The sequence below is a fragment of the Kitasatospora sp. NPDC091257 genome, assembly GCF_044757675.1.
Lineage (GTDB): Bacteria > Actinomycetota > Actinomycetes > Streptomycetales > Streptomycetaceae > Kitasatospora > Kitasatospora lactacystinica.
Genome location: NZ_JBIVVI010000055.1, coordinates 1 through 15,783, shown reverse-complemented (window position 1 = coordinate 15,783; position 15,783 = coordinate 1). Strand labels below are relative to the sequence as shown.

At 71.3% G+C, this 15,783-nt stretch carries 10 protein-coding genes; 1 reads left to right on the top strand and 9 read right to left on the bottom strand.

The genetic code is table 11. The features are described from left to right. Positions 1-348: 348 nt before the first annotated feature. From ACIQOV_RS04485 to eccD, 9 genes are all read right to left on the bottom strand, one after another. Positions 349-2,034, bottom strand: a complete 1,686-nt coding sequence (locus ACIQOV_RS04485; RefSeq protein WP_401044796.1) for a ribonuclease J — start codon at positions 2,032-2,034, stop codon at positions 349-351. Positions 2,035-2,204: 170 nt separating this feature from the next. Next, entirely contained in the window at positions 2,205-3,104 is a 900-nt protein-coding gene (gene dapA / locus ACIQOV_RS04480) for a 4-hydroxy-tetrahydrodipicolinate synthase (RefSeq protein WP_359911591.1), read from the bottom strand. Positions 3,105-3,319: 215 nt separating this feature from the next. Further along, on the bottom strand, positions 3,320-4,051 hold the full coding sequence (thyX, locus tag ACIQOV_RS04475) for an FAD-dependent thymidylate synthase (protein WP_359911594.1): 732 nt from the start codon (positions 4,049-4,051) through the stop codon (positions 3,320-3,322). Further along, a complete protein-coding gene (locus ACIQOV_RS04470; protein ID WP_359911597.1) occupies positions 4,048-4,506 on the bottom strand; it encodes a tetratricopeptide repeat protein in 459 nt (152 codons plus the stop codon). Before ACIQOV_RS04470 ends, thyX begins: the two co-directional genes overlap by 4 nt. Before the next feature lie 40 nt (positions 4,507-4,546). Continuing rightward, positions 4,547-5,293 (bottom strand): 4-hydroxy-tetrahydrodipicolinate reductase, encoded by a 747-nt coding sequence (dapB, locus tag ACIQOV_RS04465; protein ID WP_401044792.1) that lies wholly within the window; start codon positions 5,291-5,293, stop codon positions 4,547-4,549. 32 nt (positions 5,294-5,325) lie between these two features. Beyond that, on the bottom strand, positions 5,326-6,657 hold the full coding sequence (locus tag ACIQOV_RS04460; protein WP_401044799.1) for a M16 family metallopeptidase: 1,332 nt from the start codon (positions 6,655-6,657) through the stop codon (positions 5,326-5,328). A gap of 140 nt (positions 6,658-6,797) precedes the next feature. Beyond that, a complete protein-coding gene (locus tag ACIQOV_RS04455; protein ID WP_401044790.1) occupies positions 6,798-9,005 on the bottom strand; it encodes a polyribonucleotide nucleotidyltransferase in 2,208 nt (735 codons plus the stop codon). A 454-nt stretch (positions 9,006-9,459) separates the two neighbouring features. Continuing rightward, entirely contained in the window at positions 9,460-9,750 is a 291-nt protein-coding gene (gene rpsO, locus ACIQOV_RS04450) for a 30S ribosomal protein S15 (RefSeq protein WP_401044788.1), read from the bottom strand. A 224-nt stretch (positions 9,751-9,974) separates the two neighbouring features. Then, positions 9,975-11,432: a type VII secretion integral membrane protein EccD gene (eccD, locus tag ACIQOV_RS04445; protein WP_401044785.1), complete on the bottom strand. Its 1,458-nt coding sequence runs from the start codon at positions 11,430-11,432 to the stop codon at positions 9,975-9,977. Between the two features lie 359 nt (positions 11,433-11,791). Between eccD and eccCa the strand changes: the two genes are divergently transcribed. Then, a complete protein-coding gene (gene eccCa / locus ACIQOV_RS04440; protein ID WP_401044782.1) occupies positions 11,792-15,736 on the top strand; it encodes a type VII secretion protein EccCa in 3,945 nt (1,314 codons plus the stop codon). Positions 15,737-15,783 lie beyond the last annotated feature (47 nt).

Below are 15,783 nucleotides of genomic sequence, written 5' to 3'. Positions count from 1 at the left end.
CCGGGGATGTCAACATATCTGGCGTTGACTTTTGGCACGCTGTTGAGTTCTCAAGGAACGGACGCTTCCTTCGGACCGCCTTCCAGCGGACCCTCTGGGCTTCGTTCTTTCGTGTTTCCAGCTTATCAGATGTTTTCCGCTCCGTTTTCCGGAGTTTCATTCATTCGATTCGCTTTCGCCTTTCGGCGCTCCCGAACTCTATCAGAGTTTCTCGGTCCGTTTTCCCCGGTCGTTCTCGAATTCAGATTCGAGCCCGTTTCCGAGGGGCCGTCCCGTGGGGCAACCCGGAGAACATTACGCACCGGGTTGCCCCACGTCAAACCAGCCTCAGCCGGTGTTGAGCGAGCGTCAGACCTCGACGACGACCGGCAGGATCATCGGCCGGCGGCGGTAGTTGTCGGCGACCCACTTGCCGATGGTGCGGCGGACCAGCTGCTGCACCAGACGGGGCTCCAGGACACCGTCGCTCGCCGAGCGGTCCAGCGCCTCCTGGAGCTTGGCGGCCACCGGGACGAACGCGTTGTCGTCGATGCCGGAGCCGCGGGCCTGGATGGTCGGACCGCCGACGATCTTGCCGTTGGTCGAGTCGACCGCGACGAAGACCGAGATGAAGCCCTCCTCGCCGAGGATCCTGCGGTCCTTGAGCGAGGCCTCGGTGATGTCGCCGACCGAGGAGCCGTCCACGTAGACGTACCCGGCCTGCACCTTGCCGACGATGCGGGCGACGCCGCCCTCCAGGTCGACGCAGACACCATCCTCGGCGATGACCACGCGGTTGCGCGGCACCCCGGTGGCGATGCCCAGCTCGGCGGCCGCGCGCAGGTGGCGCCACTCGCCGTGGACCGGCATCAGGTTGCGCGGCTTGCAGATGTTGAAGAAGTAGAGCAGCTCGCCGGCCGAGGCGTGGCCGGAGACGTGCACCTTGGCGTTGCCCTTGTGCACGACCTTGGCGCCCCATCGGGTCAGGCCGTTGATCACCCGGTAGACGGCGTTCTCGTTGCCCGGGATGAGCGAGGAGGCCAGGACGACGGTGTCGCCCTCGACGATGCGGATCTGGTGGTCGCGGTTGGCCATCCGGGACAGCGCCGCCATCGGCTCGCCCTGCGAACCGGTGCAGATCAGCACGACCTCCTTGTCCGGCAGGTCGTCCAGCTGCTTGACGTCCACGACCATGTTGCCGGGGACCTTCAGGTAGCCGAGGTCGCGGGCGATGCCCATGTTGCGGACCATCGAGCGGCCGACGAAGGCGACCTTGCGCTTGTACTCGTGGGCCGCGTCCAGGACCTGCTGGATGCGGTGCACGTGGCTCGCGAAGGAGGCCACGATGATCCGCTTGTCGGCGTTCGCGAAGACGTTCCGCAGCGCCGCCGAGATGTCCCGCTCGTGCGGGATGAAGCCGGGGACCTCGGCGTTGGTGGAGTCCACCAGCAGGAGGTCCATGCCCTCCTCCGCCAGCTTGGCGAAGGTCGGCAGGTCGGTCAGGCGGCCGTCCAGCGGCAGCTGGTCCATCTTGAAGTCGCCGGTGGCCACGACCATGCCGGCCGGGGTGCGGACCGCGACCGCCAGGGCGTCCGGGATGGAGTGGTTGACGGCGATGAACTCGCAGTCGAAGGGGCCGATGCGCTCGCGCTCGCCCTCCTTGACCTCCAGCACGTACGGCCGGATGCGGTGCTCGACGAGCTTGGCCTCGATCAGCGCCAGGGTCAGCTTGGAGCCGATCAGCGGGATGTCCGGGTTCTCCCGCAGGAGGAAGGGGACGGCGCCGATGTGGTCCTCGTGCCCGTGGGTGAGGACGATGCCGTCGACCTTGTCGAGACGGTCCCGGATGTAGCTGAAGTCCGGGAGGATCAGGTCCACGCCGGGCTGCTCGTCCTCGGGGAAGAGGACGCCGCAGTCGATGATCAGGATGCGGTCGCCGTACTCGAGGACCGTCATGTTGCGGCCGATCTCGCCGAGGCCGCCGAGCGGAGTGATGCGGAGGGCGCCCTCCTTCAGTGCCGGGGGCGCGCCGAGCTCGGGGTGCGGGTGGCTCAAAAGACTCTCCTCACGACGCACGCCATATGCCCGGGGTCCTCCCCCTGGAGACATATGGCGCGCGTACTCAGTGTCGTTTTCCTACTGGGTCTGTGCTCTCGCGCCTTCGGACCGGTTCAGCGGCGGACCCTGGGAGGTCCGGCGAGCCGGGGCGCGCACGTCCGTGTCTGTCAAAGGTGTACCCCGCCGGCGGCGAGATCCTGCTTCAATCGCTCGATCTCCTCGGGCGTCGCTCCGACCAGCGGCAGTCGCAGCGGGCCGGCGGGCAGGCCCTGGAGTTCCAGCGCGGCCTTGCCGAGGATCACGCCCTGGGTGCGGAACATACCGCTGAACACCGGGAGCAGGCGCTGGTGGATGCTCGTGGCCTTGACCACATCGCCCGCCAGGAAGGCCTCGATCATCGCCCGCAGGTCCCCGGCCACCACGTGCCCGACGACGCTGACCACGCCGACGGCTCCGACGGACAGCAGCGGCAGGTTGAGGATGTCGTCGCCGGAGTACCAGGCGAGGTCGGAGCGGGCGATCGCCCAGGCCGCGGCGCCGAGGTCGCCCTTGGCGTCCTTGTTGGCGACGATCCGCGGGTGCTCGCCGAGGCGGACCAGCGTCTCGTGGCTCAGCGCGACCCCGCTGCGGCCCGGGATGTCGTACAGCATGACCGGCAGCCCGGTCGCGTCGGCGACGGCGACGTTGTGCCGGTACAGGCCCTCCTGCGGGGGCTTGCTGTAGTACGGCGTGACGACCAGCAGGCCGTTCGCTCCGGCCGCCTCGGCCTGCCGGGCCAGCTCGACGCTGTGGTGGGTGTCGTTGGTCCCGACGCCGGCGACCACGTGGGCGCGGTCCCCGACCGCCTCGACCACGGCGCGGACCAGCTGGGCCTTCTCGGCGTCGCTGGTGGTCGGGGACTCACCGGTGGTGCCGTTGACGACGAGGCCGTCGTTGCCGGAGTCCACGAGGTGCGTGGCGAGGCGCTGGGCGCCGTCGAGGTCGAGCGCGCCGTCGGCGGTGAACGGGGTGACCATGGCGGTCAGGACCCGGCCGAACGGCGTCTGGGGGGTGGAGGTCGGAGCCATGCGTCCAAAGCTACTCGTAGGCGGTGGGGCGTTGCCCATGCCGGTCCAGTGTTCGGACAGGTGTAGCGCGTCGGTGGCGCGGACGTGGGATTCCGGTGCTGCCCGCTCGGGGGTTCGGGCAGCACCGGAATCCGTGTTCACGAATGTAGGGAGCGGCTAGATAAGCCGCAATCCAGACATGCCAGACACTCTGCCCGTATGCCGGTCGTCCCAGGTCAGGGGGCGACCCGGCCGTGCTTCTCGAAGGCCGCATGGGTGAGCGGCATGAGCCGGGCCCACTGCTCCTCCATCTGCTCGGCGACCATCTCGATCTCGCGCTGCGGGAAGGACGGCACCGCCGAGTTCTCCCGCCGGGTGCGCAGCGACAGGAAGTGCATCAGCGAGCGCGAGTTGCAGGTCGCGTACATCGAGGAGAACAGGCCCACCGGCAGTACCGCGCGGGCCACCTCGCGGGCCACTCCGGCGGCCAGCATCTCCTGGTAGCGGGCGTAGGACTCGCGGTACGCGGCCTCCATCGCCCCGGTGGTGGTGCTGTGCTGCTCCGGCGTGCCCTCGTGGAACTCGTACTTGCCTGGGCGGCCCTGCTGGACCAGCTTGCGCTCCTCGCCCGGGACGTAGAAGACCGGCTGCAGCTCGCGGTAGCGGCCGGACTCCTCGTTGTACGACCAGCCGCTGCGGTGCCGGTGGAACTCCCGGAACACGAAGATCGGCGCGCTGATGAAGAAGGTCATCGAGTTGTGCTCGAACGGCGTGCCGTGCCGGTCGCGCATCAGGAAGTTGATCAGGCCCTTGGACTTCTCCGGGTCCTGCTGGAGGGCCTCCAGGGACTGCTCGCCCGCGGTCGAGACCCGGGCCGCCCAGATGACGTCCGAGTCGGCGGCGGCGCTGCGGACCAGCTCCACCGTCACGTCGCTGCGGAAGCTGGGGGCCGTCGGTTCGTCGCTCACGCGTTACTCCTTGCGGGTTCGGTGCTGTGCAGCTTGATGGCGTGCTGCATGGTCTTGCGGGCGCGCGGGGTGTCGCCGGCGTCGGCGTACGCCACGGCGAGGCGGAACCAGACCCGCCAGTCGCCCGGCGCGGCCTGTGCCTCGGCCTGGCGGCGGGCGAACACCGCGTCGGCCGAGGCCCGGTCGATCCGCCCGCCCTTGCTGCGCTTCAGCTCGTCCACCGGCAGGCCGCCCTCGGCCTCCAGTTCGTGGGCCAGCCGCTCGCTGTCCCGGCCGAAGCGGACGGTCTGGCGCAGGAACCAGACGCCGATCACCGGGATCACGAAGGCGCAGATCCCGATGCCGATGCCGAGCGGCTTGCCGGTCGCGATCAGCTGGACGCCTTCGCCCACGCAGACCAGGGCGACCAGCAGCAGCACGCCGGACAGGACGAAGAAACCGGTACGGGAGGTCATCGGGCCCCTCCGGGAGTCGGCTCGGTTCGGATCGACACTGTCACAGGTCCAGGAAGTGTTCGAGGCCGAAGGTCAGCCCCGGCGTCCCGACGACCTTGCGCACGCCCAGCAGGATGCCCGGCATGAAGCTGCTGTGGTGCAGCGAGTCGTGCCGGATGGTGAGCGTCTCACCGGTGTCGCCGAACATCACCTGCTGGTGGGCGAGCAGGCCGCGCAGCCGTACCGCGTGCACCGGCACCCCGTCCACGTCGGCGCCGCGCGCGCCGGGCAGGCTGTGGGTGGTCGGGTCCTGCTGCGGCGGCCGGCCCGCCTCGGCCCGGGCGGCGGCGATCAGCTGGGCGGTGCGGGTGGCGGTGCCGCTGGGCGCGTCGGCCTTGCGGTCGTGGTGCAGCTCGACCACCTCGACCGACTCGAAGTACCGGGCGGCGATCTGGGAGAACTTCATGCCGAGGATGGCGCCGATGGAGAAGTTCGGGGCGATCAGCAGGCCGAGCTCCGGGGCCTCGGCCAGCCGGGCGCGGACGGTGGCGAGCCGCTCGTCCGTCCAGCCGGTGGTGCCGGTGACCACGTGGATGCCGTGGTCCAGGCAGTAGTCCAGGTTGCCCATCACCGAGTCCGGATGGGTCAGCTCGACGGCGACCTGGGCACCGGCCTCGGTCAGCTCCTCCAGCTTCGAGCCGCGGCCGAGGGCGGCCACCAGCTCCAGGTCCGGCGCGGCCTCGACGGCCTTGACCGCCTCGGAGCCGATCCGACCCCTGGCGCCGATCACGGCGACACGCAGCGTCATAGCAAAGTTCCTCTCACCTGGGAATCAGCGGATCAGACCAGCAGATCGGCGAGCTTGGCGGCCCGCTTGTCATTGACCGGGCCGATCAGCGCGAGCGACGGCCGGTGCGCGCCCAGCACATCACGCGCCACCGCGTGGACGTCCTCCAGGGTCACCGCGGCGATCCGCTCCAGCATGTCGTCCACCGACAGGTGGTGCCCGTAGCTGAGCTCGGCCTTGCCGATCCGGTTCATCAGCGAGCCGGTGTCCTCCATGCCGAGCACGGTGGAACCGGAGATCTGGCCGATCGCCCGGTTCAGCTCCTCCTCGGTGATGCCCTCCTCGACCACCTTGGCCAGCTCGGCGCGGCAGATCCGCAGCACCTCCTCGACCCGCTTGGGCTGGCAGCCCGCGTAGATGCCGAACAGGCCGCTGTCCGCGTAGGACGAGGAGTACGAGTAGACCGAGTACGCCAGGCCCCGCTTCTCGCGGACCTCCTGGAACAGCCGGGAGCTCATCCCGCCGCCGAGGGCCGCGTTGAGCACGCCCATCGCCCAGCGGCGCTCGTCGTGCCGCGGCACCCCGGGCACGCCCAGCACCAGGTGGGCCTGCTCGGTGGAGCGGTTGAGCACCTCGACCCGGCCGGCCGTGCGCAGCGCCTTGACGCCGCGGCGGGCCTCCGCGGGGGCCGCGGTGGAGGCCGCCAGCACCGTCGCGAAGGCCTCCTCGACCTGCTTCACCACCTTGCGGTGGTCGAGGTTGCCCGCCGCCGCGACGACCAGCTGCTCGGGCCGGTAGCGGCGGCGGTAGAAGCCGGCGATCTGGTCCCGGGTGAGCGTCCTGATGGTCTCCTGGGTGCCGAGGATCGGGCGGCCGAGCGGGCCGCTGCCGAAGATCACCTTGGCGAACAGGTCGTGCACCACGTCGCCCGGGTCGTCCTCGGCCATCGCCATCTCTTCCAGGATGACGCCGCGCTCGGACTCCACGTCCTCGGGCCGGATCAGCGAGCCGGTGACCATGTCGCAGACCACGTCTATGGCCAGCGGCAGGTCGGTGTCCAGGACCCGGGCGTAGTAGCAGGTGTTCTCCTTCGCGGTGAAGGCGTTCATCTCGCCGCCGACCGCGTCCAGGGCGGCCGAGATGTCCAGCGCGCTGCGCCGCTCGGTGCCCTTGAAGAGCAGGTGCTCCAGGTAGTGGGTGGCGCCGTTGAGCTGCGGGGTCTCGTCCCGCGAGCCGACGCCGACCCAGATGCCGAAGGTGGCGGAGCGCACCGTGGGCAGGGTCTCGGTGACGACCCGAAGGCCGCCGGGGAGGACGGTGCGGCGTACCGTCCCGGCGCCGTCGACGCCCTTGAGCAGGGTCCGGGTGGTGCCGGGACGCTGCATTACCGCCGGGGCCTGCGCCACGGGGGGTACCTCCAGAGGAAACGCACGTGTGGATGGGCACGTACGGACGAACGCGTGGACAACGGGGTGCGGCCCGCACGCCGGGAGGCGTACGGGCCGCGGGGTCAGCTAGCGGCGCTTCACTCGGAAGCGGCCTCGCCGCCCTCCTCGCCCTCGACGACCGGGATCAGGGAGAGCTTGCCGCGCGGGTCGATCTCGGCGATCTCGACCTGGACCTTGGCGCCGACGCCGAGGACGTCCTCGACGTTCTCGACGCGCTTGCCGCCGGCCAGCTTGCGGATCTGCGAGATGTGCAGCAGGCCGTCCTTGCCCGGCATCAGCGACACGAACGCGCCGAACGTCGTGGTCTTGACCACGGTGCCCAGGTAGCGCTCGCCGACCTCCGGCATGGTCGGGTTGGCGATCTGGTTGATCGTGGTGCGGGCGGCCTCGGCGGCCGGGCCGTCGGCGGCACCGATGTAGATGGTGCCGTCGTCCTCGATCGTGATCTCGGCGCCGGTGTCCTCCTGGATCTGGTTGATCATCTTGCCCTTGGGGCCGATGACCTCACCGATCTTGTCCACCGGGATCTTGATGGTGATGATGCGCGGCGCGTTCGGGGACATCTCGTCGGGCGAGTCGATGGCCTCGTTCATCACGTCGAGGATGTGCAGGCGGGCGTCCTTGGCCTGCTTCAGCGCGGCGGCGAGCACCGACGCCGGGATGCCGTTCAGCTTGGTGTCCAGCTGGAGGGCGGTGATGAAGTTGCGGGTACCGGCGACCTTGAAGTCCATGTCGCCGAACGCGTCCTCGGCGCCGAGGATGTCGGTCAGCGTGACGTAGTGGGTCTCGCCGTCGATCTCCTGGGAGATCAGGCCCATGGCGATGCCGGCGACGGCGGCCTTCAGCGGCACACCGGCGTTCAGCAGCGACATGGTCGAGGCGCAGACCGAGCCCATCGAGGTGGAGCCGTTGGAGCTGAGCGCCTCGGAGACCTGCCGGATGGCGTACGGGAACTCCTCGCGGGTCGGCAGCACCGGCAGCAGGGCGCGCTCGGCGAGCGCGCCGTGGCCGATCTCGCGGCGCTTGGGCGAGCCCACGCGGCCGGTCTCACCGACGGAGTACGGCGGGAAGTTGTAGTTGTGCATGTAGCGGCGGCGCGTCTCCGGGGAGAGCGTGTCCAGCTGCTGCTCCATGCGCAGCATGTTCAGCGTGGTGACGCCCAGGATCTGGGTCTCGCCGCGCTCGAACAGGGCCGAGCCGTGCACCCGCGGGATGGCCTCGACCTCGGCGGCCAGGGTGCGGATGTCGGTGACGCCGCGGCCGTCGATGCGGACCTTGTCCTTGATGACGCGCTCGCGGACGATCTTCTTGGTCAGCGCGTTGTAGGCGGCGCTGATCTCCTTCTCGCGGCCCTCGAACTCGGGCAGCAGCTTCTCGGCGGCCAGCGCCTTGACGCGGTCCAGCTCGTTGTTGCGCTCCTGCTTGCCCGGGATGGTCAGGGCCTGGGCGAGCTCGTCCTTGACGGCGGTGCTCAGCGCGGCGAGGACGTCGTCCTGGTAGTCCAGGAAGACCGGGAACTCGCCGGTCGGCTTGGCGGCCTGGGCGGCCAGCTGCGACTGCGCGGCGCACAGGACCTTGATGAACGGCTTCGCGGCCTCCAGGCCGGAGGCGACGATCTCCTCGGTCGGCGCCTCGGCGCCGCCCTCGACCAGCTTGATGGTCTTGTCGGTGGCCTCGGCCTCGACCATCATGATCGCGACGTCGCCGTCCGGCAGGACGCGACCGGCGACGACCATGTCGAAGACGGCCGACTCCAGCTCGCTGTGGGTCGGGAAGGCCACCCACTGGCCGTTGATCAGCGCGACGCGCACGCCACCGATCGGGCCGGAGAACGGCAGGCCCGCCAGCTGGGTGGACGCGGAGGCGGCGTTGATGGCGACCACGTCGTACAGGTGGTCGGGGTTGAGCGCCATCACGGTGACGACGACCTGGACCTCGTTGCGCAGGCCCTTGACGAAGGACGGGCGCAGCGGGCGGTCGATCAGGCGGCAGGTGAGGATCGCGTCCTCGGAGGGCCGGCCCTCGCGACGGAAGAACGAGCCGGGGATACGGCCCGCGGCGTACATCCGCTCCTCGACGTCCACGGTCAGCGGGAAGAAGTCGAAGTGCTCCTTCGGCTGCTTGGACGCGCTGGTGGCCGACAGCACCATGGTGTCGTCGTCCAGGTAGGCCACGGCGGAACCGGCGGCCTGACGGGCCAGACGGCCGGTCTCGAAGCGGATGGTACGGGTGCCGAAGGAACCGTTGTCGATCACGGCCTCGGCGTAGAACACGTTCTCTTCCACCTGGAAGATCTCCTCTTTCGTACGTCTCCGGGAGAGCGTCCCCGCGTACTGCCTGCGGTGGGCCCCGGGCCCTCGCCAGGAGGGCGGCAGTCGGGCCGGTCTTCGATCGAAGCCTCCGGAGTGCCCCGCTCGGTCTGCGGGGGTTCCGACGGCCACTACCGAGGACCGGCGCCTCACGGCTGCCGGGCCGGCTTGGGCGGTCCGCGTCTGGACGCTCTCTCGGATGCGGGCGGCTTCCGTTTGAAGCCTTCGTCCCGCGGGGGGTTCGGGTCCTTCTGCCCGGGTGGCGCGCTGTTTGCGCCATCACCCGGCATGCCCACAACCCTACGGTGCAATCCTCGGCCACCTGGGGAGGTGCGCGCGAGTTGTTATCTGCGGGCGCCGCGGCCCGATCGCCGCGGCATACGCGCGAGGGGCGGCTCCCCGGTGTGGGGAGCCGCCCCGAGCGGCGGTCTTAGCGGGCGCCACCGGCGGCACCGCGGCGGATGCCCAGGCGGTCGACGAGCGTACGGAAGCGCTCGATGTCCTTCTTGGCCAGGTACTGCAGCAGGCGGCGGCGCTGGCCGACCAGGATCAGCAGGCCACGACGCGAGTGGTGGTCGTGCTTGTGGATCTTGAGGTGCTCGGTCAGGTCCGAGATACGACGGGAGAGCATGGCCACCTGGACCTCGGGGGAACCGGTGTCGCCCTCCTTCTGGCCGAACTCGGCGAAGATCTGCTTCTTGACGTCAGAGGCGAGAGCCACTGCAACTCCTTCGGGGTCTACCGAGCGGTCCTGGTCGACAGCACAGGACTCATCGAGAACTCGGTGTCGCGAGCACCGCCGACGCCCTGCGGCCCACGACGGGGCTGCGGACACACGGCTGCGCTCGGAGGCCAAGCGTACCAGTGCCGCCCCACCCGGCCGTCCGGCGGATCCGCGGGCGGCCGGGAGGGCGGCATCGGGGGCCGCGGCGGGCGGCCCGCGGGTCAGCCGGTGGCGCCGCGGACCAGCCGGTAGATGTCCAGGACGGCGAGCGCCAGCGGGACGAGCGAGATCAGGGTGAGGCTGTCCACCAGGTCCAGGATGCGCCCCCAGAACGGGGAGACCCCGAGCCGCGGCACCACCAGGGCGATCGCGGTGAGCAGCGCGGCACCGAAGGCGATCGAGGCGGTCAGCCAGATCGTGCGCAGGTCGAGCTCGGTGGTGGAGCCGGCCGCCCGCAGGAAGAACTGCGGGGTGTGCAGGGAGAGCCCGACGATCAGCAGGCTCAGGCCGAGCAGGCCGGCCACGGTGAGGCTGAGCACCTGCGCGGTGTAGCGGAACAGTCGGGCGCGCAGCATGGTGGTCAGGCCCAGCGCGAGCGCGAGCAGCTCGGGGAAGGTCTCGTCGGTGAAGCCGAGGACGGCGCAGGCGCCGACCACGACCGCGGCGCAGCCGCCGACCAGGCCGACCAGCACCTCGTGGCCGCGGCGGGCCTGGTGCGCGATCCGCTCGTACTGGACGGCCTCGGCGCGCTCGGCCTCCTCGTCGTAGTCGCGGCTGCGGGTGCGGGTCTGGCCGGGGGCGCTGAAGCCGACCGGCAGCCGGGCGAAGCGGGCGGAGAGGCTCGGCAGGAAGCCGACCACGGCGACGGCGGCGACGCCGGTGACGGCGGCGATGTGCCCGGCCGGGGTCTGCGGCAGCAGGACGGCCGCGAAGGTGGCGAGCGCGCCGGCGGTGGAGACCAGGGCGGCGGCGACGAACACCGCGTCCTTCTCCGGCAGCAGGCCGGCCAGCAGCACGGAGACCACCAGGACGGCGACGCAGCCGGCCAGGAACTGGAGCCGGCCGGGGCCGTCCCCCGGGTGGGCGACGGCGATGAGGCCGCTGCCGCCGATCATGGCGTGCGGCAGCGCGCCGAGGCCGAGCGCGACGGCCGCGTGGGCGTCCCGGTAGACCCGGGCGCGCACCCCGGCGAGCGCCGTGAGCACGACGGCGGTGACGCCGGCCAGGACACCGGGCAGGCCGTGCATGTCGTGGCGCAGGTCGGAGAACCAGAGCGCGAAGCCGAGCAGGGTGAGCAGCACCCCGGCGCCGATCAGGCCGAAGCCGCGCATCAGCTCGGCGGTCCAGAACCGGCGGTCGGCCTCGACGGCGCTGGCGATCGCGTCGGCGACGTCGTCGTAGACGGCCGGCGGGAGCGACTCGGCGAACGGGCGCAGCGCCAGCAGGTCGCCGTCGCGGACCTGCTGGGCGGCCAGCGGCAGCCCGCTGTCGAGCACCGTGCCGTCGCGGCGGACCAGGTGGAAGCCGGTGGGGGTGCCGTCGGGCTGGCTCTGGTTGGCCAGGCGCAGCACCTCGGGGTAGACGTCCGCGAGCGGGACGTCCTCGGGCAGGGCGACGTCGATCCGGCGGTCCGGGGCGACGACGGTCACCCGGCAGTAGCCCGTCGCGGCGGCGCTCATGCGTCCACCTCGCTGCGCTCGCCCATGAGGGCACCCACCTCGATCCTTCGACGCACTTGGCGCTCCCCCTTGTTGACGGTGCCGAGGCACGGCGGCGCTCGGTGTTGCTGTGGAACCGGCCCGGCCGGGCCGCGAGTTGGCGCGGCGTTACCCTACCCGTTCGGTTCGTGTCCGCTGCCGGTGCGTACCGGGCCCTGGCGGGCGGTGCGGGGGCGACCGTTAGGATCGGCGCCTGCGCAAAGGTACGGGGGCTGCGCTGGGTGGGGCGTCCTCAGCCACCGGATTCCCGTACGGACCGTACGCAATCGCGTGAGGGCTGATACCGAAGTGATCGATCGACGCCGCGGGGTGGATGACACATGGGTGTGATCACGGTCAAGCGACCGGCCAGGGCGTACCCGCCCACCGTGCCGGACGAACCGGTGGAGCTGGTCAGCCCGCCCGAACTGCCCCGGCAGGGCGGCGAGGACTGGCTGATGAGCATCCTGCCGATGATGGGCATGGGTGGATCGGCGGTGTTCTTCTTCTCGCCGGGGGCCGCGGCGCCGATGAAGATCATGGGCGGTCTGATGATCGCCTCGACGCTCGGCATGGTGCTGGCGCAGATCGTCCGGGCCCGCAAGGGCGGTTCGACCGCGATGGCGGACGAGCGGCGCGACTACCTGAAGTACCTCCAGCAGACCCGCCGCCAGGTGCGCCGCACGGCGGAGCGCCAGCGCGGCGCGCTGCTGTTCCTGAACCCGGCGCCGGACCAGCTCTGGTCGATCGTCGAGGACGGCCGGCGGCTGTGGGAACGGCGGACCGGGGACGGCGACTTCGCGCAGATCCGGGTGGGCCTCGGGCCGGTGCAGCTGTCCACGCCGCTGGTGGCGCCGCAGACCGCGCCGATGGACGAGCTGGAGCCGCTGTCGGCGGCCGCGATGCACTCCTTCCTGAAGGCCCACGGCACCCTCCAGGACCTGCCCCTGGCGGTCTCGCTGCGGGCGTTCTACCACATCACGGTGTGCGGGGACCCGGACTCGGTGTACGGGAACGTGCGCGCGATGATCGCCCAGCTGACCACCCTGCACTCGCCGGACGACCTGATGGTCGCGGTCGCGGCCGCGCCCGGTGCGGCCGACGAGTGGGAGTGGACCAAGTGGCTCCCGCACAACCAGCACCGCAAGGAGGCCGACGGCGCGGGCTCGCGCCGGCTGTTCGCGACCGACCTGGGCGACCTGGAGTACCTGCTCCAGGACGAACTGGCCGGCCGCCAGCGCTTCGTGCGGGAGGTGGCGCCGCCGTCCGACCAGCCGCACCTGGTGGTCGTCATGGACGGCGCCGGGGTGCCGCACGAATCGCTGCTGGCGAGCCCGGAGGGCGTGCAGGGCGTGACGGTCATCGAGGTGGTGCCGGGCGAGGTCGACGAGCCCAGCGGGCACCTGATGGTGACGGTCGGCGCCGAGGAGCTGGTGCTGCGCTCGGCCTCCGGCGCGACGTACACCGGCAAGCCCGACCTGCTGTCGGTGTGGCAGTCCGAGGCGCTGGCCCGGCAGTTGGCGCCGTACCGGATCTCGGCCGGCGGGGACGACGAGCCGCTGCTGTCCAACCTCGACTTCACCGACATGATGGGCTCGGGCGACCCGGGCTCCTTCGACGTGGCCCGCAGCTGGCGCCCGCGCGCCCAGCACGAGCGGATGCGGGTGCCGATCGGCGTCGGCGCCAACGGCGAGCACGTCTACCTGGACATCAAGGAGGCCGCGCTGGAGGGCATGGGCCCGCACGGCCTGTGCGTGGGCGCGACCGGTTCCGGCAAGTCGGAGCTGCTGCGCACGCTGGTGCTGGCACTGGCGATGACCCACTCCTCGGAGATCCTGAACTTCGTCCTCGCCGACTTCAAGGGCGGTGCGACCTTCTCCGGCATGGCGGACATGCCGCACACCTCCGCGGTGATCACCAACCTGGAGGGCGAGCTCACCCTGGTCGACCGCATGCGCGACGCGATCGAGGGCGAGCTGCACCGCCGCCAGGAGTTGCTGCGCTCGGCGGGCAACTACGCCAACATCCACGAGTACGAGCGGGCCCGGGCGGCCGGCGCGGCACTGGACCCGCTGCCCTCGCTCGTTCTGATCATCGACGAGTTCTCCGAACTCCTCACCGCCAAGCCCGACTTCATCGAGATGTTCATCCAGATCGGCCGGATCGGCCGCTCGCTGGGCGTGCACCTGCTGCTGGCCTCGCAGCGCCTGGAGGAGGGCAAGCTGCGCGGCCTGGACACCTACCTGTCGTACCGGATCGGTCTGCGCACCTTCTCGGCCGCGGAGTCCCGGGCGGCGATCGGCGTACCGGACGCCTACCACCTGCCGCCGGTGCCGGGCGTCGGCTACCTCAAGTTCGGCGAGGACGTGATGGACCGGTTCAAGGCCGCCTACGTCTCGGGGCCGTACCGGGCGCCGGGGCAGCAGCGGTCGACCGGCGGGCGGCGGGTCAACGCGCGCCCGGTCGAGTTCACCGCGGCCTTCGTGGACCTGCCGGACCCGGTGGAGGAGGAGGTCGCGCCGCCGGCCCCGGAGCAGGACGACGCCCTGGTGGACACCGTGCTGGACGTGTTCGTCCAGCGGATGGCCGGCCAGGGCCCGGCCGCGCACCAGGTGTGGCTGCCGCCGCTGGAAGAGGCGCCGAGCACGGACCACCTGCTGCCGCCGCTGCAGGTCGTGCCGGAGCGCGGACTGACCGCGCCCGGTTACCCGGCGGGCCGGCTGCGGGTGCCGATCGGCATCGTCGACAAGCCGCGCGAGCAGAAGACGGACATCCTGGAGGTCGACTACGCGGGGGCGGCCGGCCACGGCCTGATCGTGGGCGGCCCGCGCTCCGGCAAGTCCACCGTGGTGCGCACCACGGTGGCCTCGTTCGGCCTCACCCACACCCCGCTGGAGGTGCAGTTCTACCTGCTCGACTTCGGTGCGGGCAGCTTCCAGTCGCTCGCCGGGCTGCCGCACGTCGGCGGGGTGGCCGGGCGCCTGGACGTGGACAAGGTGCGCCGGATGGTCTCCGAGGTGCACGGGGTGCTCAACCGGCGCGAGGAGCTGTTCCGGGCCGCCGGGATCGACACCATCGGCACCTACCGGGCCCGCAGGGCGGCCGGCCAGCTGCCGGACGAGGCCTTCGGCGACGTCTTCCTGGTGATCGACGGCTGGAACACCTTCAAGCAGGAGTTCGAGGGTCTGGAGCCGGTGATCGGCGACATCGCCCAGCGCGGCCTCGGCTACGGCGTGCACCTGGTCATCACCGCGGCCCGGTACGCCGAGGTGCGCCCGGCGCTGAAGGACCTGCTGCAGAACCGCACCGAGCTGAAGCTCGGTGACGCGATGGAGTCCGAGGTCGACCGCCGGGTGGCGCAGAACGTCCCGCCGCTGGCCGGGCGCGGCATCACCCCGGAACGGCTGCACTTCCTGTCCGGCCTGCCGCGCCTGGACGGCTCCTCCTCGGTGGACGACCTGCAGACCGGGGTGGCCGGGCTGGTCAGCGCCGTCGACGGGGCCTGGACCGGCCCGCGCGCCCCGCAGGTGCGGATGCTGCCGGCCGTGCTGGACGGCCACTCGCTGCCGAAGGGCTTCGAGCACCCGGAGCGCGGCGTCGCCTTCGGCGTGGACGAGGCGGAGCTGGCGCCGGCCTTCGTCAACTTCGAGACCGACCCGCTGTTCATCGTCTTCGGCGACACCGAGTCCGGTAAGTCGGCGGTGCTGCGGATGCTCATCAAGCAGATCACCGAGCGCTACACCCCGGACCAGGCGGGCATCGTGGTCGGCGACTACCGGCGCGCGCTGCTCGGCACCGTGCCGCCGGAGTACCTGGTGGAGTACGCGGCCGCGCAGCCGGCCATGGCGGCCATCGTCGACATGCTGCGCGGCGCCTGCTCGCGCCGCCTGCCGGGCCCGGACGTGACCGCCGAGCAGCTGCGCAACCGCAGCTGGTACAGCGGCAAGGACATGTTCGTGATCGTCGACGACTACGAGCTGGTCTCGACGAGCTCGGGCAACCCGCTGGCCCCGCTGGCCGAGTTCCTGCCGTTCGCCCGCGACATCGGCCTGCGGGTGATCGTGGCCCGCAGCGCGGGCGGCGCCGGCCGCTCGCTGTACGAGCCGGTGCTGCAGCGGATGCGCGAGCTCGGCGGCCAGGGCGTGATCCTCTCCGGCAACCGGGACGAGGGCGCGCTGCTGGGGACGGTCAAGCCGCAGGCGCTGCCGCCGGGCCGGGGCGTCTACGTGTCACGCCGGGTGACCAGCGGGCAGATGGTCCAGACGGGCTGGCTGCCGGTGGCGTAGCCGCGCCGGCCGTCACGGACGGTGAGCGAAGGGGTCGGACCCGTGGG

Bases quoted from the DNA above. Each gene is read 5' to 3' on its own strand.
- dapA (WP_359911591.1), bottom strand. From the start codon at position 3,104: ATGGCTCCGACCTCCACCCCCCAGACGCCGTTCGGCCGGGTCCTGACC.
- eccCa (WP_401044782.1), top strand. From the start codon at position 11,792: ATGGGTGTGATCACGGTCAAGCGACCGGCCAGGGCGTACCCGCCCACC.
- ACIQOV_RS04460 (WP_401044799.1), bottom strand. From the start codon at position 6,657: ATGCAGCGTCCCGGCACCACCCGGACCCTGCTCAAGGGCGTCGACGGC.
- dapB (WP_401044792.1), bottom strand. From the start codon at position 5,293: ATGACGCTGCGTGTCGCCGTGATCGGCGCCAGGGGTCGGATCGGCTCC.
- ACIQOV_RS04470 (WP_359911597.1), bottom strand. From the start codon at position 4,506: ATGACCTCCCGTACCGGTTTCTTCGTCCTGTCCGGCGTGCTGCTGCTG.
- eccD (WP_401044785.1), bottom strand. From the start codon at position 11,432: ATGAGCGCCGCCGCGACGGGCTACTGCCGGGTGACCGTCGTCGCCCCG.